This window comes from Citrobacter sp. Cpo103 (assembly GCF_030332605.1).
GTDB classification, from domain to species: Bacteria; Pseudomonadota; Gammaproteobacteria; order Enterobacterales; family Enterobacteriaceae; genus Citrobacter; species Citrobacter portucalensis.
Genome location: NZ_JAOWHO010000035.1, coordinates 66,412 through 88,304, shown reverse-complemented (window position 1 = coordinate 88,304; position 21,893 = coordinate 66,412). Strand labels below are relative to the sequence as shown.

At 52.7% G+C, this 21,893-nt stretch carries 21 protein-coding genes; 4 read left to right on the top strand and 17 right to left on the bottom strand.

The features are described from left to right. Positions 1-91 precede the first annotated feature (91 nt). From hemG to pepQ, 4 genes are read right to left on the bottom strand one after another with little or no spacing between them, the layout of a single operon-like run. Entirely contained in the window at positions 92-637 is a 546-nt protein-coding gene (gene hemG, locus OGX89_RS17035; protein ID WP_003828882.1) for a menaquinone-dependent protoporphyrinogen IX dehydrogenase, read from the bottom strand. Between the two features lie 11 nt (positions 638-648). Further along, on the bottom strand, positions 649-2,100 hold the full coding sequence (gene trkH / locus OGX89_RS17030; protein WP_126957695.1) for a Trk system potassium transporter TrkH: 1,452 nt from the start codon (positions 2,098-2,100) through the stop codon (positions 649-651). A gap of 38 nt (positions 2,101-2,138) precedes the next feature. Next, entirely contained in the window at positions 2,139-2,753 is a 615-nt protein-coding gene (locus tag OGX89_RS17025; protein WP_003828888.1) for an IMPACT family protein, read from the bottom strand. Continuing rightward, the gene (gene pepQ / locus OGX89_RS17020; protein WP_126957697.1) at positions 2,753-4,084 is read right to left on the bottom strand and encodes a Xaa-Pro dipeptidase; all 1,332 of its coding nucleotides are present in this window, start codon (positions 4,082-4,084) and stop codon (positions 2,753-2,755) included. Before pepQ ends, OGX89_RS17025 begins: the two co-directional genes overlap by 1 nt. 188 nt (positions 4,085-4,272) lie before the next feature. Here pepQ and fadB point away from each other — a divergent pair, with 188 nt between their 5' ends. Together fadB and fadA are read left to right on the top strand one after the other, a co-directional pair. Continuing rightward, positions 4,273-6,462: a fatty acid oxidation complex subunit alpha FadB gene (gene fadB, locus OGX89_RS17015; protein WP_286560820.1), complete on the top strand. Its 2,190-nt coding sequence runs from the start codon at positions 4,273-4,275 to the stop codon at positions 6,460-6,462. 9 nt (positions 6,463-6,471) lie between these two features. Next, positions 6,472-7,635, top strand: coding sequence for an acetyl-CoA C-acyltransferase FadA (gene fadA, locus OGX89_RS17010; protein WP_003828895.1), 1,164 nt, complete (start codon positions 6,472-6,474; stop codon positions 7,633-7,635). Between the two features lie 154 nt (positions 7,636-7,789). Here the strand turns inward: fadA and OGX89_RS17005 are convergent, their stop codons facing one another. From OGX89_RS17005 to ubiD, 4 genes are all read right to left on the bottom strand, one after another. Further along, the gene (locus OGX89_RS17005) at positions 7,790-8,770 is read right to left on the bottom strand and encodes a LacI family DNA-binding transcriptional regulator (RefSeq protein WP_126957709.1); all 981 of its coding nucleotides are present in this window, start codon (positions 8,768-8,770) and stop codon (positions 7,790-7,792) included. Next, positions 8,767-9,693 carry an ROK family protein gene (locus OGX89_RS17000; protein WP_126957711.1) on the bottom strand — a complete coding sequence of 309 codons (927 nt, stop codon included), beginning with the start codon at positions 9,691-9,693 and terminating at the stop codon, positions 8,767-8,769. The genes OGX89_RS17005 and OGX89_RS17000 overlap by 4 nt, the downstream gene beginning before the upstream one ends. Positions 9,694-9,921: 228 nt before the next feature. Next, on the bottom strand, positions 9,922-10,623 hold the full coding sequence (gene fre, locus OGX89_RS16995) for an NAD(P)H-flavin reductase (RefSeq protein WP_003828903.1): 702 nt from the start codon (positions 10,621-10,623) through the stop codon (positions 9,922-9,924). A 40-nt stretch (positions 10,624-10,663) separates the two neighbouring features. Next, positions 10,664-12,157: a 4-hydroxy-3-polyprenylbenzoate decarboxylase gene (gene ubiD / locus OGX89_RS16990; RefSeq protein ID WP_003828905.1), complete on the bottom strand. Its 1,494-nt coding sequence runs from the start codon at positions 12,155-12,157 to the stop codon at positions 10,664-10,666. Positions 12,158-12,361: 204 nt separating this feature from the next. Between ubiD and rfaH the strand changes: the two genes are divergently transcribed. Continuing rightward, positions 12,362-12,850, top strand: a complete 489-nt coding sequence (gene rfaH, locus OGX89_RS16985) for a transcription/translation regulatory transformer protein RfaH (protein ID WP_003017881.1) — start codon at positions 12,362-12,364, stop codon at positions 12,848-12,850. A gap of 5 nt (positions 12,851-12,855) precedes the next feature. Here the strand turns inward: rfaH and tatD are convergent, their stop codons facing one another. From tatD to udp, 9 genes are all read right to left on the bottom strand, one after another. Then, positions 12,856-13,638 (bottom strand): 3'-5' ssDNA/RNA exonuclease TatD, encoded by a 783-nt coding sequence (tatD, locus tag OGX89_RS16980; protein WP_126957713.1) that lies wholly within the window; start codon positions 13,636-13,638, stop codon positions 12,856-12,858. Positions 13,639-13,679: 41 nt separating this feature from the next. Beyond that, positions 13,680-14,471: a Sec-independent protein translocase subunit TatC gene (gene tatC, locus OGX89_RS16975; protein WP_003828911.1), complete on the bottom strand. Its 792-nt coding sequence runs from the start codon at positions 14,469-14,471 to the stop codon at positions 13,680-13,682. A gap of 2 nt (positions 14,472-14,473) precedes the next feature. Continuing rightward, a complete protein-coding gene (tatB, locus tag OGX89_RS16970; protein ID WP_126957715.1) occupies positions 14,474-15,022 on the bottom strand; it encodes a Sec-independent protein translocase protein TatB in 549 nt (182 codons plus the stop codon). A gap of 3 nt (positions 15,023-15,025) precedes the next feature. Continuing rightward, the gene (gene tatA, locus OGX89_RS16965) at positions 15,026-15,280 is read right to left on the bottom strand and encodes a Sec-independent protein translocase subunit TatA (protein WP_003017888.1); all 255 of its coding nucleotides are present in this window, start codon (positions 15,278-15,280) and stop codon (positions 15,026-15,028) included. A 78-nt stretch (positions 15,281-15,358) separates the two neighbouring features. Continuing rightward, positions 15,359-16,999 carry a ubiquinone biosynthesis regulatory protein kinase UbiB gene (gene ubiB, locus OGX89_RS16960; protein ID WP_126957717.1) on the bottom strand — a complete coding sequence of 547 codons (1,641 nt, stop codon included), beginning with the start codon at positions 16,997-16,999 and terminating at the stop codon, positions 15,359-15,361. Next, positions 16,996-17,601: a ubiquinone biosynthesis protein UbiJ gene (ubiJ, locus tag OGX89_RS16955; RefSeq protein ID WP_003828918.1), complete on the bottom strand. Its 606-nt coding sequence runs from the start codon at positions 17,599-17,601 to the stop codon at positions 16,996-16,998. Before ubiJ ends, ubiB begins: the two co-directional genes overlap by 4 nt. A gap of 13 nt (positions 17,602-17,614) precedes the next feature. Next, on the bottom strand, positions 17,615-18,370 hold the full coding sequence (ubiE, locus tag OGX89_RS16950) for a bifunctional demethylmenaquinone methyltransferase/2-methoxy-6-polyprenyl-1,4-benzoquinol methylase UbiE (protein ID WP_003017897.1): 756 nt from the start codon (positions 18,368-18,370) through the stop codon (positions 17,615-17,617). A 94-nt stretch (positions 18,371-18,464) separates the two neighbouring features. Then, positions 18,465-19,895 (bottom strand): DNA recombination protein RmuC, encoded by a 1,431-nt coding sequence (gene rmuC, locus OGX89_RS16945; RefSeq protein ID WP_122973913.1) that lies wholly within the window; start codon positions 19,893-19,895, stop codon positions 18,465-18,467. Between the two features lie 140 nt (positions 19,896-20,035). Further along, positions 20,036-20,797: a uridine phosphorylase gene (udp, locus tag OGX89_RS16940; protein ID WP_003828923.1), complete on the bottom strand. Its 762-nt coding sequence runs from the start codon at positions 20,795-20,797 to the stop codon at positions 20,036-20,038. A 265-nt stretch (positions 20,798-21,062) separates the two neighbouring features. On the opposite strand from udp, the gene OGX89_RS16935 reads away from it, so the two are divergent. Continuing rightward, positions 21,063-21,869: a dienelactone hydrolase family protein gene (locus OGX89_RS16935; RefSeq protein WP_003828924.1), complete on the top strand. Its 807-nt coding sequence runs from the start codon at positions 21,063-21,065 to the stop codon at positions 21,867-21,869. Positions 21,870-21,893: the final 24 nt, after the last annotated feature.

Sequence of the window (21,893 nt, the reverse complement as noted above, 5' to 3'; positions counted from 1 at the left end):
GTCAGTGGAGGCGCATTATAGGGAGTTATTTCAGGCTGACAAGGGGAAATTTAAAATAATCTTCCGAGTGCGTATTTTTTATTCTTTACGCTTATTTTAACGACGCTTTGTTGGTTAATTGGGCTATTTCCCGCGCGAATCTCGCAACCTGTTCCCAATCGGTATACACCACTTCTTTATTCGTATCCGTTTCACCACCTGACATCTTCATTATCAGTTGGATCATAACTCGGTCATACCAGCGATAGCGTGGATACAGCAAAGCACCCGCAATAACTGCACTGTGGTCTGGTCGCCACGGCGAACTCATCAGGAACTTACGCGCATAGCTGTTGGTTTGCGGCGTACGTTTCTCCGGTTTACGGGCAACCAGGTTTACGGAGTAGAACGCGCTCGGCATCGAATTCAGCCGTGTGGCATGCTTTTTCACAAACTCCTGAAAAGCAGCATGGTAATGACCGTAGCGAATCGAGGCGCCAATTACCACGCTGTCATAATTTTGCCAGTCCGGCTCCGCAGTACGATGCAAATTAACAACATCTGCCCAAACGCCCAGCTCTTTGAGTTCAGAAGCCAGATATTCAGCGATTTCACGCGTTTGTCCGTCCCGGGAAGAAAAAAGAATCAGTGTTTTCACGTGTTACTCCATTATTCACGCCAGAAGGTAGGGGTAAAGAGCACCAGCAGAGTAAAGACCTCCAGACGACCAAACAGCATATTGGCAATCAGGATCCACTTCGCCACAGGGTTCATACTGGCAAAGTTGTCAGCGACAACCCCCAGTCCGGGCCCCAGGTTATTCAACGTTGCCACTACGGAGGCAAACGCGGAGAAGTCATCAACACCGGTCGCAATAATCGCCAGCATACTGATAATAAAGACCAGCGCATAGGCAGAGAAGAATCCCCATACGGCTTCAAGAATTCGCTCCGGCAACGCACGGTTACCCAGTTTGATACTGTAAACCGCATTCGGATGGACCAGTCGTTTCAATTCGCGGTTACCCTGCTTAAACAGCAGCAGGATACGAATCACCTTCAAGCCACCGCCCGTCGACCCGGCACAGCCGCCGATAAAAGCAGAACACAGCAACAGCACTGGCAGGAACAAGGGCCAGCGGGCAATACTGTCCGTGGTAAATCCGGCGGTCGTCGCCATCGATACCACCTGGAAAAAGGCCTGGTTGATCGTCGTGAGCGCCGAGCCATAGGTATCGTGTATCCATAGCACCAACGTACAGACTGCCACCAGCGTCAGCTGCACGCCGATAAACATGCGGAATTCCGGATCCCGCCAGTAGACCTTCAGACTACGCCCACTTAATAAAGAGAAGTGCAGACCATAGTTACAACCGGAGATCAGCAAGAAGATAGCAATGATAGTGTTAATCGTGGGACTGTCGAAATACCCCACGCTGGCATCGTGTGTGGAAAAACCACCGATGGCGATTGTGGCAAAACTGTGCCCAATGGCGTCAAACGCGGGCATCCCGGCAAACCATAGCGCCAGCGCGCACGCCACCGTCAGCAATACATAGATTAGCCACAGCGTTTTCGCCGTTTCGGCAATACGCGGGCGCATTTTATTATCTTTCAGCGGCCCCGGCATTTCTGCACGATAGAGCTGCATCCCACCAACGCCAAGAATAGGCAGGATAGCCACCGCCAGCACGATGATCCCCATCCCGCCGAACCATTGCAGCATCTGGCGATAAAAGAGAATCGCGTGTGGCAATGAATCCAGCCCCACCAGCGTCGTCGCACCTGTAGTGGTTAATCCGGAAAAGGATTCAAAAAAAGCGTCGGTTATCGTCAGGTTAGGGCTTTCCGCAAAGATGAACGGTAGCGCACCCACACTGCCCAGAACGGTCCAGAACAAAACGACAATCAGAAATCCTTCGCGCGATTTCAGTTCACCCTTCTCTTTACGGTTTGGCCACCACAGCATGGAGCCGATCGCCAGAGCAACGAAGAAAGTTTGGGTGAATGCACGCCCTGCCCCATCGCGGTAGATGAGCGCTACCAGTCCGGGGATAATCATTGTCCCCGAGAATAAGATGACCAGTAGTCCAACGATTCGGGTGATGGCGCGAAAATGCATCTCTGCCGCTTCCTTAGTTCTTTAAAATGAGGTGGGGATTATTCTTCAATCGCTAACAATTGCAATGAACCACGACTAAAATCCGCCAGTTTTGCCGAAAACTCATCCACTCTGGCAAAAGGAAGCGCCACCCTGAGCCGAACAAAAGCCTGGTAATCACTGGCAACGACTTTACCGTCAAACTGCCCCAGCAAGGCTTCAATGCCTGCCAGCTGACCGTACTCACACTGCAAAGTATATTCGGTTAATGGCGTCTTGCGCTGTGTCGTTAACTGGCGCAACGCCTGATTCACACCGCCACCGTAGGCTTTTACCAACCCTCCAGTACCGAGAAGGATACCGCCGTAGTAGCGCACGACTACAGCGGTAATCTCGCCGACACCGCTCCCCATCAGCTGCGCGAGCATCGGTTTACCTGCCGTACCCGCCGGTTCGCCATCGTCTGAAAATCCTAGCTGCTGCGAGTCATTGGGCGCACCCGCCACCCACGCCACACAATGGTGGCGGGCGTCAGGGTGTTCCGCTTTGACTGACTCAACAAACGCCTTTGCCGCTTCTACGCCGTCCGTATGGGCAAGCAGCGTAATGAAGCGGCTTTTTTTGATCTCTTCAACGACGCTGACCGGCGCCGCAGGGATTAACCAACTGTCCATTACGCCAGTTTCAAATCCCGCGTCATGTTTTCGATATTGTTCTCGTGGACCACCACGTTGTCTTCAATACGAATACCGCCGAACGGTTTCAGGGCTTCAATTTTCTGCCAGTTGAAGTGCTTGCTGAACTGTCCTTCACGCCACGGCGCCAGCAGAGATTCAATGAAGTAGATGCCCGGTTCGATGGTCAGAACCATGCCTGGTTGCAGTACGCGGGTGCAACGCAGGTAAGGATACTTCGACGGCGCGGCCAGATGAGTACCGCTGTCATCCTGCATAAAGCCAGCGACATCATGCACCTGCAGACCCAGCGGGTGGCCAATACCGTGCGGCATAAACGGCCCGGTAAGATCGTTTTCCACCATCGCCTCTTCACTCATATCAGTGATGATTTGATGCTTACGCAGCAGCTTCGCGATGCGCTGATGGAACTGAATGTGATAATCCACGTAGCTGGTGCCTGCTTTCATGGTGGCAATCAGCGCCAGCTCTTCGTCGTTAACGTCTTTCACCAGATGCGCATAGTCATTGTCGCTTTTCGCCGACCAGGTACGCGTCAGATCTGCCGCATAACCGTTGTATTCCGCACCAGCGTCGAGCAGGAAGCTGCGGATTTCAGACGGTGCCTGATGATCCAGCTTGGTGTAATGAAGCACCGAAGCATGCTCGTTAAGCGCCACGATGTTGCTGTATGGCACGTCGGTGTCGCGGTGACCGGTGGCAGTCAGGTAAGCGAGGTTGATGTCAAACTCGCTCATTCCGGAACGGAACGCTTCTTCTGCGGCACGGTGTCCATTTACCGCCATTTTCTGCGCTTCGCGCATACAGGCCAGTTCGTAATCAGTTTTATAAGCACGGTAATAATGCAGGTAGTCGATCACCTCTTTCGGGTTGATGTTGCTGGCCGCGATGTCCAGTTGCAGTGCACGTTCAGGAACCGGGCCGATGTAACCGATATTGCCGCGAGCAGCAGGCAGTTGGCTACCGATACCATCTGCTTTCGGCAGCGCGATGATCTCAATTTCTTCCGTCCAGAAGGAAGTAGGCAGCGGCTCAACGTTGTGCCAGTAATCAACCGGCAAGTAGAACCATAGTTTCGGCTTGTTTACGCCATCCACCAGCAACCAGCAGTTAGGAACCTGCGTGACAGGCACCCAGGCTTTGAATTGCGGATTGACCTTAAACGGGTACGGATGATCGTCGAGAAAGACGTTAACAAGTTCGCCTGAGTGAATAAGTAACGCATCCAGCTTGAAGCGCTCCAGCGCGTCGCGCGTCCGTTCCTGTAAGGTAACGATATGATTTTTATAGAGTGCGGCCAGCGATTCCATTTTCTATCCTTCTGTTTTTTGACCTCAAGTCTCCGCATCTTAGCACATCGCTTTGTGAGTGCGTGATTTCTGCCGAGCGTGATCGAATCGTCATTTCTTTAATCATTCATTTGCATTTTATTAACATAAAACACACACTTCGATTCATCTGGTATGACCAGATCACCTTGCGGATTCAGGAGACTGACATGCTTTACAAAGGCGACACCCTGTACCTCGACTGGCTGGAAGATGGCATCGCCGAACTGGTGTTCGATGCCCCTGGTTCGGTCAATAAACTCGACACGGCAACCGTTGCCAGCCTGGGCCATGCGCTTGATGTGCTGGAAAAACAATCGAATTTAAAAGGGCTGCTGCTGCGTTCTAACAAAGCAGCCTTTATTGTTGGTGCCGATATCACCGAATTCCTTTCACTGTTCCTCGTGCCTGAAGAACAACTGAGCCAGTGGCTGCATTTTGCCAACAGCGTCTTTAATCGCCTCGAAGATCTGCCTGTTCCGACCCTGTCAGCGGTAAACGGCTACGCGCTGGGTGGCGGCTGCGAGTGTGTTCTGGCAACCGATTATCGTCTGGCAACGCCGGACCTGCGCATTGGCCTGCCGGAAACCAAGCTGGGCATTATGCCGGGCTTTGGCGGCTCCGTGCGTATGCCACGTATGCTGGGTGCGGACAGCGCGCTGGAAATTATTGCGGCAGGTAAGGATGTTGGTGCTGAGCAGGCGCTAAAAATCGGCCTGGTCGATGGCGTAGTGAAGCAAGACAAACTGCTTGATGGCGCGATCGCGGTATTACGTCAGGCGATTAACGGCGACCTCGACTGGAAAGCCAAACGTCAGCCGAAACTGGAGCCGTTGAAACTCAGCAAAATTGAAGCGGCGATGAGCTTTACCATCGCTAAAGGCATGGTAGCGCAGACGGCTGGTAAACATTACCCCGCACCGATTACCGCGGTAAAAACCATTGAAGCAGCAGCCCGTTTTGGTCGTGAAGAAGCGCTGAATCTGGAAAATAAAAGCTTTGTTCCACTGGCGCACACCAGTGAAGCCCGCGCGCTGGTAGGGATCTTCCTTAACGATCAGTTCGTGAAAGCCAAAGCCAAAAAGCTCACCAAAAATATTGAAGCACCGAAGCAAGCCGCGGTGCTGGGCGCGGGCATTATGGGCGGCGGCATCGCTTACCAGTCAGCCTGGAAAGGCGTGCCGGTTGTCATGAAAGATATCAACGACAAATCATTAACGCTGGGCATGACCGAAGCGGCCAAGCTGCTGAACAAACAGCTTGAGCGCGGCAAAATTGACGGTCTGAAAATGGCGGGCGTGATTTCCACTATTCATCCAACCCTCGACTATAGCGGTTTTGAGCGTGTGGACGTGGTGGTTGAAGCGGTCGTGGAAAACCCGAAAGTGAAAAAAGCGGTACTGGCGGAAACCGAAGATCAGGTACGCCCGGGCACCGTACTGGCGTCGAATACCTCTACCATCCCAATCAACGAGCTGGCCAGCGCGCTCAAGCGCCCGGAAAACTTCTGTGGAATGCACTTCTTTAACCCAGTACACCGCATGCCACTGGTTGAGATCATTCGCGGCGAGAAAAGCTCGGATGAAACCATCGCCAAAGTTGTCGCCTGGGCAAGCCAGATGGGCAAAACGCCAATTGTGGTCAACGACTGCCCTGGTTTCTTCGTGAACCGCGTGCTGTTCCCGTATTTTGCCGGTTTCAGCCAGCTGCTGCGCGATGGGGCGGATTTCCGCAAAATCGACAAAGTCATGGAAAAACAGTTTGGCTGGCCGATGGGCCCGGCTTATCTGCTGGACGTGGTGGGAATTGATACCGCGCATCACGCGCAGGCAGTGATGTCCACAGGCTTCCCTCAGCGTATGCAGAAAGATTATCGCGACGCGATAGACGCCCTGTTTGATGCGAACCGTTTCGGACAGAAAAACGGTCTTGGATTCTGGCGTTATAAAGAAGACAACAAGGGCAAGCCGAAGAAAGAAGAGGATGCCACCGTTGACGATCTGCTGGCAGAAGTCAGCCAGCCGAAACGCGACTTCAGCGATGAAGAGATTATCGCCCGCATGATGATCCCAATGGTCAACGAAGTGGTGCGTTGTCTGGAAGAAGGCATTATCGCCAGCCCGGCAGAAGCCGATATGGCGCTGGTTTATGGCCTGGGCTTCCCTCCGTTCCATGGTGGCGCGTTCCGCTGGTTGGATACGCTCGGCAGCGCGAAGTATCTCGATATGGCCCAGCAGTATCAGCACCTCGGAGCACTGTATGAAGTTCCGGCTGGTCTGCGTGATAAGGCGCGCCATAACGAACCGTATTATCCCCAGGTTGAGCCTGCCCGCCCGGTTGGCAGCCTGAAAACGGCTTAAGGAGTCACAATGGAACAGGTTGTAATTGTTGATGCGATCCGTACCCCGATGGGCCGTTCGAAAGGGGGCGCGTTTCGTAACGTGCGGGCAGAAGATCTCTCCGCACACTTAATGCGTAGCCTGCTGGCGCGAAATCCTGCGCTGGAGCCATCCGCGCTTGATGATATTTACTGGGGCTGCGTGCAGCAAACGCTGGAGCAGGGTTTCAACATCGCCCGTAACGCCGCGCTGCTGGCGGAAGTTCCGCACTCCGTTCCGGCCGTCACAGTCAACCGCCTGTGCGGTTCATCAATGCAGGCGCTGCACGACGCGGCACGTATGATCATGACCGGCGATGCTCAGGCGTGCCTGATTGGCGGCGTGGAACATATGGGCCATGTGCCAATGAGTCACGGCGTTGATTTCCATCCGGGCATGAGCCGCAACGTGGCAAAAGCCGCGGGAATGATGGGTCTGACTGCGGAAATGCTCTCTCGCATGCACGGCATCAGCCGTGAAATGCAGGACGCTTTCGCCGCACGTTCACATGCTCGTGCCTGGGCTGCAACACAGTCTGGCGCATTTAAAAACGAAATCATCCCGACCGGTGGCCATGATGCCGACGGCGTGCTGAAGCAGTTTAACTACGATGAGGTTATCCGCCCAGAGACAACCGTTGAAGCGCTCTCCACCCTGCGCCCGGCGTTCGATCCGGTTAGCGGAACGGTCACTGCCGGTACCTCCTCCGCGCTCTCCGACGGCGCAGCAGCGATGCTGGTCATGAGCGAAAGCCGCGCCCGTGAGCTGGGTCTGACGCCGCGTGCCCGAATCCGTTCGATGGCTGTTGTTGGCTGTGACCCGTCAATTATGGGTTATGGTCCGGTTCCGGCCTCAAAACTGGCGCTGAAAAAAGCGGGACTCTCCACCAGCGATATCGGTTTGTTTGAGATGAACGAAGCCTTTGCCGCTCAGATCCTGCCGTGCATTAAAGATCTGGGGCTGATGGAGCAGATCGATGAGAAGATCAACCTCAACGGCGGGGCGATCGCTTTGGGTCATCCGCTGGGTTGCTCCGGGGCGCGTATCAGCACCACCTTGCTCAATCTGATGGAACGCAAAGACGTACAGTTTGGCCTGGCGACGATGTGTATCGGGTTAGGCCAGGGCATCGCGACGGTATTTGAGCGAGTTTAATCAAAGCATGTGACTTATTGTAGGCCGGGCAAGCGAAGCGCCCCCGGCGACTATGCCGGATGGCGACGCTGATGCGTCTTATCCGGCCTACAACACAAATGCCATTGTATAACAATTTAGTTGCCGTTCTTCCCGCCTGTCAGGGGCGGGTTTTTTATTTCTCTGAACTACCTCGCACCACTAACTGCACCGGCAACAGCAGATTCTCTTCCTGATTTTCTTCCAGCAATAAACGCAGCGCTTCACGCCCCAATTGTTGTTTATCAACCGCAATAGTAGTGAGTGGTGGATGTGACCAGGCCGCAGCATCGATATCATCAAACCCCACCAGCGCGAGATCTTCCGGGATGCGTATCCCCTGCTGTGCGCACACCCGTTGAACAACCAGCGCTGCCGCATCGTTATAGGCAAAAATAGCGTCGGGCGGCTCCGGCAATCTGAGTAGCTCATTTACCGCCTCAACAAGAGATTGATCGGTATCCAACAGCGGCGGCGCAACGGCTTCATACTCTGGCGGCATGAGCAAACGGGCCTCATACAATGCCTGACGGTAGCCCTTCTCGCGCTGACGGATGCTGTAGTGCGCAAGCGTGCTGGCAAGAAAAGCAATACGGCTGCGACCTTGTGCAATCAAATGTTGCGTGGCCAGATACCCACCCTGAGTGTTATCCGGGTTCACGCAAGGCAGGCCCGGCGCCCAGAGATCCACCAGCACCAACGGCAGCTTCATCTGTTGCAGCAAGCCAAGTAATTCAGGCTCAAAAAATCCGGCACAGATCAGTGCATCAGGCTGGTGCAGCAGCACCTGCTCACTCACTACATCGCCTGGACCAATGGAGAGAAAGCTCAGCGCAATACCATGGTCACGACAGTTATCTTCTATCCCCAGCAGTAGTTGAGAATAAAACGGCAATGCCCGGCTGATATTGTGCTGGCGGTGAAGCAAAAACAGGACGCGTTTGATCTTGTCAGTACGCAGACGGGAAAAATCATAACCCTGCTGCTGCGCCACAGAAATAATGCGCAGCCGGGTGTCTTCACGTAGCCCCGGCTGCCCTTTTAGGGCGCGGGAAACTGCACCAACTGAAACACCACAAGCTTCGGCAATATCTCTGATACGTACAGGTTTCGTCATTTCACTCTCATTGATTCTACTATGGCTTGTTGCGCCCCCAGCCAGGCCGCACCGCGTACGCCGCTGCTGTCGCCGTGACGGGCCCGAACAATCGGTGTGCGGCACTGCTTACCAAATACGTACTGCGCCACTCGCGCCTGTAAACCCGAATACAGTAAATCGATATTGGATACCCCGCCCCCTAGCACGATAACATCGGGATCGAGCGTATTCACCACGCCCGCCAACGCACGCGCCAGTTGATCGCAATAGCGTTTCCATACAAAGCAGGCATCCGCATCACCCGATTCTACCTGTTGCATAATTTGTGGCACACCCACATGCTGCGCGGTGTGATTCAGGTACTGGCGTTCCAGACCGCTGCCGGAAATAAAGCTCTCAATACAGTTCAACTGCCCGCAATAGCATGTCACTCCAGCCCCGTCCTGAGATTCGTGGTAGCGCGGCAATGCATTATGCCCCCACTCTCCTGCGCAGGCGTTAGGTCCAGAGATCAAGCGGTTATCGATGCATAGTCCACCGCCGCAACCGGTACCGAGGATCACGCCAAATACCACGCTATGCCCGTGTCCGCTACCGTCCATCGCTTCCGACAAGGTAAAGCAGTTGGCATCATTAGTAACAGGCACGGGCATTCCTAACGCTCGCTCAAGGTCTTGCGCAAAGGCCTGTTGATTGAGCACCAGGATGTTGGAGTTCTTAATTAACCCCTCGCTATCCACCGCGCCAGGCACCCCAATGCCAACCGATAAAGGCTGATTAACGGCCAGTCTGGCCTTAGCAATCATCTCCGTCACGGCCTGGAAAAAATCACCGTAACTCTGCTTTGGTGTCGCGCATCGCTCGCGGTAAACAATTTCACCCGCGTTATCAATCACCACCGCTTCGATTTTAGTCCCGCCAATATCCAGTCCGAGCCTCATGGTTTTCCTCGTTTGCGCCTCGCAATTTGATTGCGTCTAGTTTGCCAATTTTGTTTACTAAACAAAAAGAGGCCTGTCACAAAAGCTAAGTTTTGTGATTAATAGATAGGAAAAATATGTTTACTAAAAAACGTGGTAAAAAAGAGAAACAACGAGATCGGGCTTGCACCCTGTTAGAAGAAGTAAGGTTGGTGATGAATGCGCCGGAAGGACTCCGGCGCACAGCGCTTAAATGAACGCGAAAGCGTCGCCAAACAGGCGATCTTCACGCGCACTGCGTTCATTACAGAACAGATCGCGCGCGATTTTGGCCATTTCGAAACGACCAGCGATGTAGATATCATGCTCCGCCAGGGTACCGTAATCCTGCAATACTGCCGTTAACACGGTTCCCGTACGACCACGCCAGCCGTCTTCAGGCTGTTCCACCACTGGCTCAACGCGCAGATTCGGGTGGTTCACAGACAGCGCTTCCAGCTCGGAGAGATCGTAGAGATGCTTCTCTTCGCGCCCGCCCCAGTAAATGGTGATATCGCGATTTGGATTGCGCGCCAGCGCGGTAAGCAGAATGGAACGCACGTAAGAGAACCCTGTACCACCGGCAATCAGGATCAGCGGGCGCTCGTCTTCATCACGCAGCCAGGCTTCGCCATGCGGAATGTCGACCTTGATCTCCCGGTCTTTCAGAATACGGTCCATCACGGCCATGGCATAAAGATTTAGCTCAGAGGCGCCAACGTGCAGCTCAATGAATCCTTGCTCGTCCGGCGTTGATGCCATGGAGAACGGACGCTTATCCCTTTCGTCCATCACGACCATTAAATACTGGCCAGCACGAAAGGAAAACGCCGCGTCTGGCACTAAACGAACGCGATATACGGTGTCAGTGATAGCTTCTACCGAGGTCACTTTACAGCTTAAGGTTGTCATGCGCTCTCTCTGTCGGATCAATAGGCAAAACGATCGCGCCTCAGGCGCTTTTGCCGTCATTAAAGATGGCCAGTTCATCCCAAATTGCGTCAATGCGCGCAGTCACTTCAGGATCTTTTTTAATCGGACGTCCCCATTCACGTTGGGTTTCGCCCGGCCATTTATTTGTGGCATCCAGCCCCATTTTTGAACCAAGGCCGGAAACCGGCGAGGCAAAGTCCAGGTAATCAATTGGCGTATTCTCTACCAGTACCGTATCCCGGGCCGGGTCCATACGGGTAGTAATTGCCCAAATCACATCATTCCAGTCACGTGCGTTGACGTCATCATCGCAAACAATAACAAATTTGGTGTACATAAACTGACGCAAAAACGACCAGACACCCATCATGACGCGTTTGGCATGACCAGCGTACTGTTTTTTCATCGTCACGACGGCCAGGCGATATGAACAGCCTTCCGGAGGTAGATAAAAATCGACAATCTCCGGGAACTGCTTTTGCAGAATAGGAACGAAAACTTCGTTCAGCGCCACGCCGAGTACCGCGGGCTCATCTGGCGGACGTCCGGTATAGGTAGAGTGATAAATCGCATCTTCGCGCTGGGTAATGTGCGTGACGGTAAAGACCGGGAAGCTATCTACTTCGTTGTAGTAGCCGGTATGATCGCCATACGGCCCTTCCGGAGCCAGCTCGCCCGGTTCAATGTACCCTTCCAGCACGATTTCTGCACTGGCAGGCACTTCCAGGTCGTTGGAAATACATTTAACTACTTCGGTCTTGGTTCCGCGCAACAGCCCGGCAAATGCGTACTCGGATAATGTATCAGGAACCGGCGTCACGGCCCCCAGAATGGTCGCAGGATCGGCTCCTAACGCCACAGAAACCGGGAAGCGTTCGCCCGGATGCGCTGCGCACCACTCCTGGTAATCAAGCGCACCGCCGCGATGGGACAGCCAGCGCATAATGAGCTTGTTTTTGCCAATCAGCTGCTGACGATAGATGCCCAGATTCTGCCGCTCTTTATGCGGACCACGCGTTACGGTGAGCCCCCAGGTAATCAGCGGCGCGGCATCTTCCGGCCAGCAGGTCATAATCGGAATGCGGTTTAAATCAACGTCATCGCCCGAGTAGATTTTTTGCTGACAAGGTGCACCGCGCAACCGCTTAGTCGGCATGTTCAACACCTGCTTAAACTGCGGCAGCTTATCAAACAGATCGCGGAATCCTTTCGGTGGCTCTGGCTCTTTCAAAAACGCCAACAGTTTACCGACTTCTCGTAGCGCCGAGACATCTTCTTGTCCCATCCCCATCGCAACACGCTTTGGTGTGCCAAACAGGTTACACAGCACCGGCATTGAATAGCCTTTCGGATTCTCAAACAGCAACGCAGGCCCACCGGCACGCAGGGTGCGATCGGCAATTTCAGTAATTTCCAGGTGGGGATCCACCTCAAGCGAAATGCGTTTGAGCTCGCCCTGCTGTTCAAGCAGCGTCAGGAAGTCGCGTAAATCGTGATATTTCATGGCGTCCATTGTGGCCTCTTCGTAAGCGCTTCATTATACGGCGTTCATCATTGTGATGCTGTATTTTTGTTAAATTAGCGTGAACTCTGGCGATACATATAAGCCCTGGGAGTATATACCCATTGGGTTTCAGCCTGCGTTGAGGCGGGTATAATTAACTTAACGCATGGCTTTTGCTATGCTGGCGCTCAGAACAAGCGGATAAGAGTTATTATGCAATCCTGGTATTTACTGTACTGCAAACGTGGGCAACTTCAGCGAGCCCAGGAACACCTGGAAAGACAGGCGGTGAACTGCCTGACGCCTATGATCACCCTGGAAAAAATAGTGCGCGGTAAACGTACCACAGTCAGTGAACCACTATTCCCTAATTACATGTTTGTCGAGTTCGACCCGGAAGTGATCCACACCACCACCATCAACGCCACGCGTGGTGTCAGCCATTTCGTCCGTTTTGGCGCGACGCCTGCGACCGTCCCTTCTCCCGTTATTCACCAGCTTTCTATCTACAAGCCTGAAGGAATTGTTGACCCGCAAACTCCTCAGCCAGGGGACAGCGTGATTATTACTGAAGGGGCGTTTGAGGGGCTAAAAGCGATCTTCACCGAACCGGATGGCGAAGCGCGTTCCATGCTACTGCTTAACCTGTTGAATAAAGAGGTTAAGCAGAGCGTGAAAAATACCGGCTTTCGAAAAATTTAAGCCGTTTAGAAGGTCACTTCGAACAGCGTTCTGACGTTAGCATCAATGGTGGCTGACAGCCATTGAGGATCTTCTCCGCGCCAGTGGGCAATACGCTCAAGAATATGTGGCAGGTGCGCCGGTTCATTGCGCCGTGACGTCGGTTTAGGCGTTAAGTCGCGAGGAAGTAGGTAAGGCGCATCAGTTTCGATCAGTAGTCTTTCTACCGGAATAAACGGCAGCAGTTCCCGCAGTTCCATCCCCCGACGCTCATCACAGACCCAGCCGGTAATACCAATATAAAGCCCTCGGTCCACGCAGTCCTGCATCTCCTGGCGCGAGCCGGTGAAACAGTGCAGCACCGCGCCGGGCAGGCTGTCCAGCCACGGCTCCAGCAACGTCAGAAAACGCTCATGGGCATCCCGACAATGCATGAAAATCGGCATCTGCAGTTCAGCGGCAATGCGCAGTTGTGCCTCAAAAGCACGTTCCTGCTCCTGTGGCGTGGAGAAATTGCGATTGAAATCCAGACCGCACTCGCCAATAGCGACCACCTCAGACTGGTTTGCCAGCGCGATAATCTCGTCTTCCGTTGAGGATTGCCATTGGCTACTGTCATGCGGGTGCACGCCAGCCGTGGACCAGCAATGTGGATAATGTTGCGCCAACTTCAGCGCCTGCTGGCTTTCGTGCAGGTTTGTTCCGGTCAGAAGCATACCGTTTACGCCCGCAGCAAAGGCGCGCGCCACAACATCATCCCTGTCTTTCGCAAATTGTGAACTGGTTAAATTAACGCCAATATCAAACATGCTACCTCCCATATGACAACCGCCCTGACGGGCGGTTGAATTTACTCTTCTGTTTTCTCGGTGGCTTCGGCTTCTTTTGCTTCTTCAGCCTCGTTGTCCTCATCTCGCGTACGTCGCTTACCGACATAGAAACGAGAGAAGAAAACGCCCACTTCAAACAGGCAGTACATCGGTATCGCCAACAACGTTTGCGAGAAGACATCTGGCGGAGTCAGTAACATCCCGACGACGAATGCGCCCACCACAACGTAAGGTCGTTTCTTACGTAAATCTTCAGGTGTTGTAATGCCCATCCAGCATAGCAGCACAATGGCGACAGGGACCTCAAAAGAGACACCGAAAGCCATAAACAGCGCCATTACGAAACTGAGATAGCTGGCAATGTCCGTCGATACCTGCACGCCTTGCGGAGCCGTGTTGGCCAGAAAACCAAACGCCAACGGAAAGACGACAAAATAGGCGAATGCCATGCCGATGTAGAACAACAACGAACTGGAAACCAGCAGCGGCACAACCAGTCGACGTTCATGTTTATACAAAGCAGGCGCAATAAATGCCCACACCTGGTAGAGGATCACTGGCGCTGACAGGATCAGCGACACCATGAAGGTCAACTTTATTGGGGTAAAGAACGGCGAGGCCACATCGGTGGCGATCATCGTTGCACCCTGCGGCATCTGTTTAATCAGCGGCGCCGCAACCATATGGTAAATGTCGTTGGCAAAGTAAACCAACGCCAGAAAGATCACGATAACCGCAATGATGCAGTTCAGGAGTCGCTTACGCAGTTCAATAAGATGCGTAATGAGCGGTTGGGTATCTTCTACAGCCATGTTTACGGTTTATCACTCGACGAGGGGGAGGATTCGACAACAGGTGCGGCAGCTTTCTTATCTGCATCCATTAACGTTGCGGAAGTGTTTTCCTTTGGCTCTGGCGTTTTAGCACCCGTGGATTCCGGTTTTTGCTCCGGCGAACTGGCCTGGTTTTCAGCGGCGGCAGGGGTGACCCCTTCTCGCTGCGCTTCACCGTCTTTCACCACCGGATTATGGATAGTGTGCGCTTCATCGCTCGCTTTCTCAGGATCGTGCACGCTGTAAGAACGCTTCATCGATTCCGCCGCTTCACGCAGCTCATCCATTGACGCTTTCAGCTCCGGGGTCAGATTTGTCAGGCTCGCTTTCTCTACTTTCTTCAGGCTGTCCTGAAACTCCTGAAGCTTAAGCTCCTGGGTCAGTTCATTCTGAACAGTAGTTGCAAGGGAACGCAAAGCGCGAACCCAGCCAGCAACCGTTTTTACCGCTACAGGTAATCGTTGCGGCCCCAGAACAATGAGGCCGATCACGAACACCAATAACAGTTCGCTAAAACCGATATCAAACACGGATTATACCTGCTCTTTATCTTGGCTTTTGGCGTCTTCCTTTTTCACTTCACCCTGCTTATCGGTGATGGATTTAGCAGTAAAATCAGCGTCCTGGCTGGTTTTATCTTGCTTAGGCTCATCATCACCCATCGCTTTTTTGAAGCCTTTGATCGACGCGCCAAGATCGGAACCGATGGAGCCGAGTTTCTTGGTGCCAAATAGCAGTACAACGATGACGGCAATGATCAACAACTGCCAAATACTGATACCACCCATACATGTTCCTCTGTCATAGATGATGAATTAATAAGGCCGTAGTATACGTTACACGACCTGCCTTGGGCGATGAAAAATTCAGCGCATTTTGCGCCAGCCGATCAACCAGGCTATGACGCCTCCCGCCATTAACCAGCCCGGCATAAGCCCCCACTCAGGGCGGCTTACCAGCAGGAATGTTCCACTTAGCAACAATGTTACGCCAATGCCCAATAAATAACGGGATTGTCCCTGGCGTACATGATTCGCGTGAAGCTCGCGGGCAATCTTATCAACACTGTGCTGTAAATATTTGCCCTGGCGCAAACTGTCATACACCAGTTCAGGTATTTCTGGCATTTTTTCGACCCAGAACGGTGCTTTTTCTTTAAATGCCCTAACGAGCGCCGGAATACCGACCTGATCTTTAATCCAGGATTCGAGGAATGGCTTAGCCGTTTTCCACAAATCTAACTGCGGGTAGAGTTGTCGTCCGACACCTTCTACGTACAGCAGCGTCTTCTGGAGCAATACCAGTTGAGGCTGAACTTCCATATTGAAGCGGCGCGCAGTGTTGAACAGATTCAGCAGCACGTGACCAAAGGAAATCTCCGCCAGCGGTTTTTCAAAAATCGGCTCGCACACGGTACGAATGGCAAATTCAAACTCTTCTACGTTGGTATCCGGCGGAACCCAACCAGAATCCACGTGCAGTTCAGCAACTTTGCGGTAATCGCGGTTAAAGAACGCAATGAAGTTTTCAGCCAGGTAACGCTTATCTTCTTTGTTTAAAGAGCCCACAATCCCACAATCAATACCAATGTATTTCGGGTTTTCAGGGTGCTCATAACTGACAAAAATGTTCCCGGGGTGCATATCCGCATGGAAAAAGCTGTCGCGGAATACCTGAGTAAAGAAGACCTGAACACCACGCTCGGCCAACAATTTCATATTGGTGCCGTTCTTCTCAAGCGTGGTGACATCTGAAACCGGGATGCCGTAAATGCGCTCCATCACCATCATGTTCTGACTGCAATAGTCGGAATACACTTCCGGGATGTACAGCATCGGACTATCTTCAAAATTACGTCGTAGCTGAATGGCGTTCGCCGATTCGCGCAGCAGATTCAGTTCATCGATCAACGTTTTTTCATATTCACGGACGACTTCTGTTGGTCGCAGGCGACGCCCATCTGGCAGCAGACGAGGAACCCAACGAGCCAGGCGGTAGATCAGTTTTAAATCCGCTTTGATGACCGGAAGTATGTCCGGGCGAATAACTTTGATCACCACCTCTTTGCCATTCGATTTCAACCGCGCAGTGTGGACCTGAGCAACAGACGCAGATGCCAGCGGCGTGATCTCAAAATCATCAAACCATTCCTCGACGGGCAGCCCGCCCATAGCCTCTTCGATTTGTTTTTTCGCTCTAAGCCCATCGAACGGGGCAACCCGATCCTGCAATAGCGCAAGCTGATCGGCGATGTGCGGAGGGAAAAGGTCACGACGGGTAGAGAGCATTTGCCCAAACTTGATCCACACCGGGCCGAGTTCCTGTAAAGCCAGTCTCAGCCTTTCTCCCAGCGGTTTATCTTTATGTCGGTTGGGCATCCAGAACAACGAGTAACGCCACAACCGAAGCGGCAGCGTGATTCGCATTTTGGGGATGAGTTCATCAAGACCGTAGCTTAAAAAAGTGCGAATGATGAAATAAAGGCGCCGTACTTCACCTGGCGTCATTTGGCCTCCAGTTTTTCCAGCCGTTTGGCCAGAGATTCAACCGCGCGCTCAACTGCTGCCGTTTCTTCAGCAAACCATGCAACCTCTAGTGGACCAGGAGCCATGCGCCACTCTTCAGTGATCGCTTCGGCGACATAGCGCTGCTGGCGCTGAAAGTTATGGCACAGGAACTTCGCTCCACCACGCAAGACTTTGCTGACCCCTTCCGCGACGATATCGCCGGTATAGGGTGCTAACAGTTCTGCAGGATCCAACTCCGCCAGATCGGCCAGCGCAACAAAGTTCTGTACTACCTGGATATCGCCCTGGACTTCCAGCTCACCGCTGCGGATAAGCGTGGTGAGTTGCTGTCGGTCACGCAATTTCGGTAACACACTGGCATATGTGATTACGGTGCAATCGGCTTCGCCTTCCCATGCCCCCAGCACATCGACCTGGCGCTCGCTAAACACCAGGACTAACGGTGTTGAAAATCCTTTGAGATCAACACGCAGCACCTTCCCTTGTAAACGCGTTCTGGCTGACTTCAGCGCAGGAGAACGGTACAGAAAGGTGTTGAGCAGATTTTCAACGCCTGCGGTTACTAAGGGTTTTAAAGGCATCCCCACTCTCCTGTCAGAACTTGTAACCACGATGCAGCGCAACGACACCTGCTGTCAGGTTGTAGTAATCAACGCTTTCGAACCCGGCATCTTGCATCATTGCTTTTAAGGTGTCCTGATCGGGATGCATACGGATGGACTCCGCCAAATAACGGTAGCTGTCCGCATCGCTTGCTACCATTGAACCTATGCGCGGCAGAACATGGAAAGAGTATGCGTCGTAGGCTTTGCTCAACGGTTCGATGATGGGTTTGGAGAATTCCAGCACCAGTAGACGTCCGCCCGGCTTCAATACGCGGTACATGGAGCGCAATGCTTTGTCTTTATCCGTTACGTTGCGCAGACCGAAAGAGATGGTGATGCAGTCAAACGTGTTGTCAGGGAAAGGTAATGCTTCCGCATTCGCCTGAACGTACTCAACGTTACCTACCACGCCAATATTACGCAGCTTTTCGCGACCCATTTTGAGCATTGAGTCATTGATATCCGCCAGCACAACTTTGCCGGTTTCACCAACCATGCGAGAGAATTTCGCCGTCAGATCGCCGGTACCGCCTGCTAAATCGAGAACGGTTTGCCCGCGACGCACGCCACTGCAATCAATGGTGAAGCGCTTCCACAAACGATGAATGCCAAATGACATTAAGTCATTCATAACGTCATATTTAGACGCCACAGAATGAAAAACGTGGGCCACCATGTCAGCTTTCTGCTCTTTAGCGACGGTCTGAAAGCCAAAGTGCGTCGTTTCTTGTGAATTATCCACCATCTCAGTGCCTGCTCATCCAAAAAATGTTCGAGAAGTGTAACAGATTGGGCCAATTTGCCCTACCCTTCTACCGGGTTCAACTACCCCAAATGGACTAGTTTGATTGCTGATTTATCGCTTCATCCTCGGGGTAAGACGCATCTTGTTGCGTCTCAGGGACCGAGCGCAAGCGGTATTCTTCATCCTGTGTAGTAGCTTGTTCAGCCAGCTCAGGATTAATCTCGCGCTTAATTTCCACGCCTAAACTACGAAACGCTTCTGCCTGCGACAGGACGTTTCCACGACCGGAAGAGAGTTTTTTCATCGCCTGTCGGTAGTTGTCCTGGGCTTTGTCCAGGCTTTGGCCTATTGCCGACATATCATCCACAAACAACCGCATCTTGTCATAAAGTTTGCTGGCCCGATCGGCAATTTGTTGCGCATTACGACTCTGATGCTCGTAGCGCCACAGGTTGGCGATCGTGCGCAATGCCACCAACAGCGTGGTAGGACTCACCAGCATAATGTTATTTCTAAGCGCTTCGGTAATCAGTTCGGGCTGTCTGTCGAGCGCCAGCAAAAAAGCGGGCTCAACGGGGATAAACATCAACACATAGTCAAGCGTACGCAGCCCAGGAAGCTGCTGATAATCTTTGCGACCCAGTAGTCGAATATGGTTGCGCACCGAGGCGATGTGCTCCTGCAATGCACTTTCGCGGGTGTATTCATCTTCTGCGTTAAAATAGCGCTCATAGGCGACCAGCGTCATTTTCGCATCGATCACCACATCTTTACCCTGCGGTAGCCGAACGATGACATCAGGCTGCATTCGCGAACGGGCGTCGTTTTCGATGCTAACCTGGGTTTCATATTCATAACCTTCACGCAGACCAGAGGCTTCGAGTACCCGCGTGAGTACGACCTCTCCCCAGTTACCCTGCGTTTTGTTATCGCCTTTTAATGCCCGCGTCAGGTTTACCGCTTCCTGCGCCATCTGCGCATTCAGTTGCTGGAGATTACGAATTTCGTGCGCCAGGGTATGGCGTTCTTGCGCCTCTTTACCAAAGCTATCCTGAACCTGGCGACGAAAACCGTCCAGTTGTTCACGAAGCGGCGCAAGCAGGCTGTTCAGACTTTGGCGATTTTGCTCATCAACACGGCGGTTGCTGTGCTCAAAAATACGATTCGCCAGATTTTCAAACTGTTCGCTCAGACGCTGTTCGCTGTTGATCATCTGGCGGATTTTATCTTCCGCATGCTGTTGGGTTGCTTCCAGCCGGGTAGTGACTTCACGGAGATCGGCTTCCAGAGAGGTGTTGATACTGTGCAGACTGCGTAATTCGTTATTGAGTAGTTCGCACTCATCACGCCAGTGAGCTTCCTGCGAGAGCTGCTGGCGAGCGGCGCTTAGCGCAATATCCAGTTCACGTCGCTCTTCGATGAGGTCGGCACGGATTTGATCGGCGCGTGCTTTTGTCGCCAGCCACCCTACCAGTAGCCCTGCGGCTAACGCCAACACGGCACTCATCATAATTGAAATATCCACAACGCCCCCTTACAGCAACGACTTACCCGCACAAAATAGAATTGTGCTGTATAAACGTCCAGTTTAAAAGGAATTTCCTGCGAGGCACTACGCAAAATAAAAAGGCCGAACGCGTCGGCCTTTTTGAATAGAAGGGGGAATTACAGTAAACGACGCGCGGCTTCAACCACGATTTTCACCGCGTGACTTTCCGTTTGTTTCATCGTTTCCGCATTAGGGATCTCTTGCTGAGTACGGTTCACGATAACACCTGCGACCATACCGGCACGCAGACCCTGGCTTGCGCACATGGTCAGCAGCGTAGCAGATTCCATTTCGTAGTTCATGACGCCCATAGACTGCCACTCTTCCATTGAGCCTTTGAAACGGCTCACGACGCGACCAGAGAAGGTGTCATAACGCTCCTGGCCCGGGTAGAAGGTGTCAGAAGACGCGGTGACCCCCACGTGAGTGGTGGCGCCGATAGATTTCGCCGCTTCCACCAGCGCGGTGGTGCACTCGAAGTCCGCAACGGCCGGGAATTCCATTGGTGCGAAGTGTAGGCTTGCACCGTCCAGACGAACAGATGCAGTGGTAACCAGTACATCACCTACGTTGATATGCGGCTGGATAGCGCCAGTCGTACCGATACGCAGGAAGGTACGAATGCCCAGCTGTGCCAGTTCTTCTACGGCAATAGAGGTGGACGGGCCGCCGATACCGGTAGAACAAACGATCACGGCTTTACCATCCAGCTCAGCACGCCAGGTGGTGAACTCGCGATGAGATGCCAGCTTAACCGGCTTATCCATCAGCGCGGCGATCTTTTCCACACGCTCCGGGTCGCCAGGGACGATAGCAAGCGTAGCCCCTTGTAAATCGTTCTTAGTGAGGCCGAGATGAAAAACATCAGACTTAGACATAAAAACTCCTCTGTGAATCGGTTTTGTCAGAAGAAGCAAAAACACACTTTACCGAAGGCATAAACATATTTTCGTGACAGTCATCACTATGATGTAAATCAATTGCATTCAATTACCATCAAAAAGTGATTAATGTCACATAAATGATGTGATGTAAGGAAGCCCTGCACAAAAGATAGCCCGTTTAAGGCAATGTGGTTCGTTGCATGTGTCTATAGTTAACAATGCGCTTTTTTGCTGAATATTTAAGGGTACGGAGAATACCATGACAACACGACAATCTGGCTTTGCACCTGCTGTATCTCCACCGACGTCTACCACGGTTCACACCCCGGATAATGCAATTATCGCCGGTGTAACGTCCATACCTTCACAAGGCGATGATATGCCAGCGTATCACGCACGACCAAAACAGACTGATGGCCTGCTGCCCGTAGTCATTGTCGTGCAGGAGATTTTTGGTATTCATGAGCACATTCGTGACGTTTGCCGTCGTTTGGCTCTGGAAGGGTATCTGGCTATCGCACCAGAACTCTATTTTCGCGAAGGCGATCCCAATGACTTTGCCGATATCCCTACGCTGCTTAGTGGCCTTGTCGCCAAAGTGCCCGACTCTCAGGTACTGGCCGATCTGGACCACGTCGCTAGCTGGGCCTCCCGCAACGGAGGAGATGCACACCAGTTGATGATCACCGGATTTTGCTGGGGTGGGCGCATCACCTGGCTGTATGCCGCACATAATCCGCAGTTAAAAGCGGCCGTGGCGTGGTATGGCAAACTGGTGGGTGATAAAACCCTTAACTCGCCAAAACATCCCGTTGATATCGCAACCGATCTTAACGCCCCCGTTTTGGGGCTTTATGGCGGCCAGGACACCAGCATTCCGCAAGATACCGTTGAAACAATGCGCCAGGCACTGCGCGCCGCCAATGCTAAAGCGGAAATCGTGGTCTATCCCGATGCCGGACATGCGTTCAACGCCGATTATCGCCCGAGCTATCACGAAGAGTCCGCGAAAGACGGTTGGCAGAGAATGCTGGAGTGGTTCGTGCAATACGGTGGGAAGAAATAAACGTTAATTGCCCGGTGGCAGCGA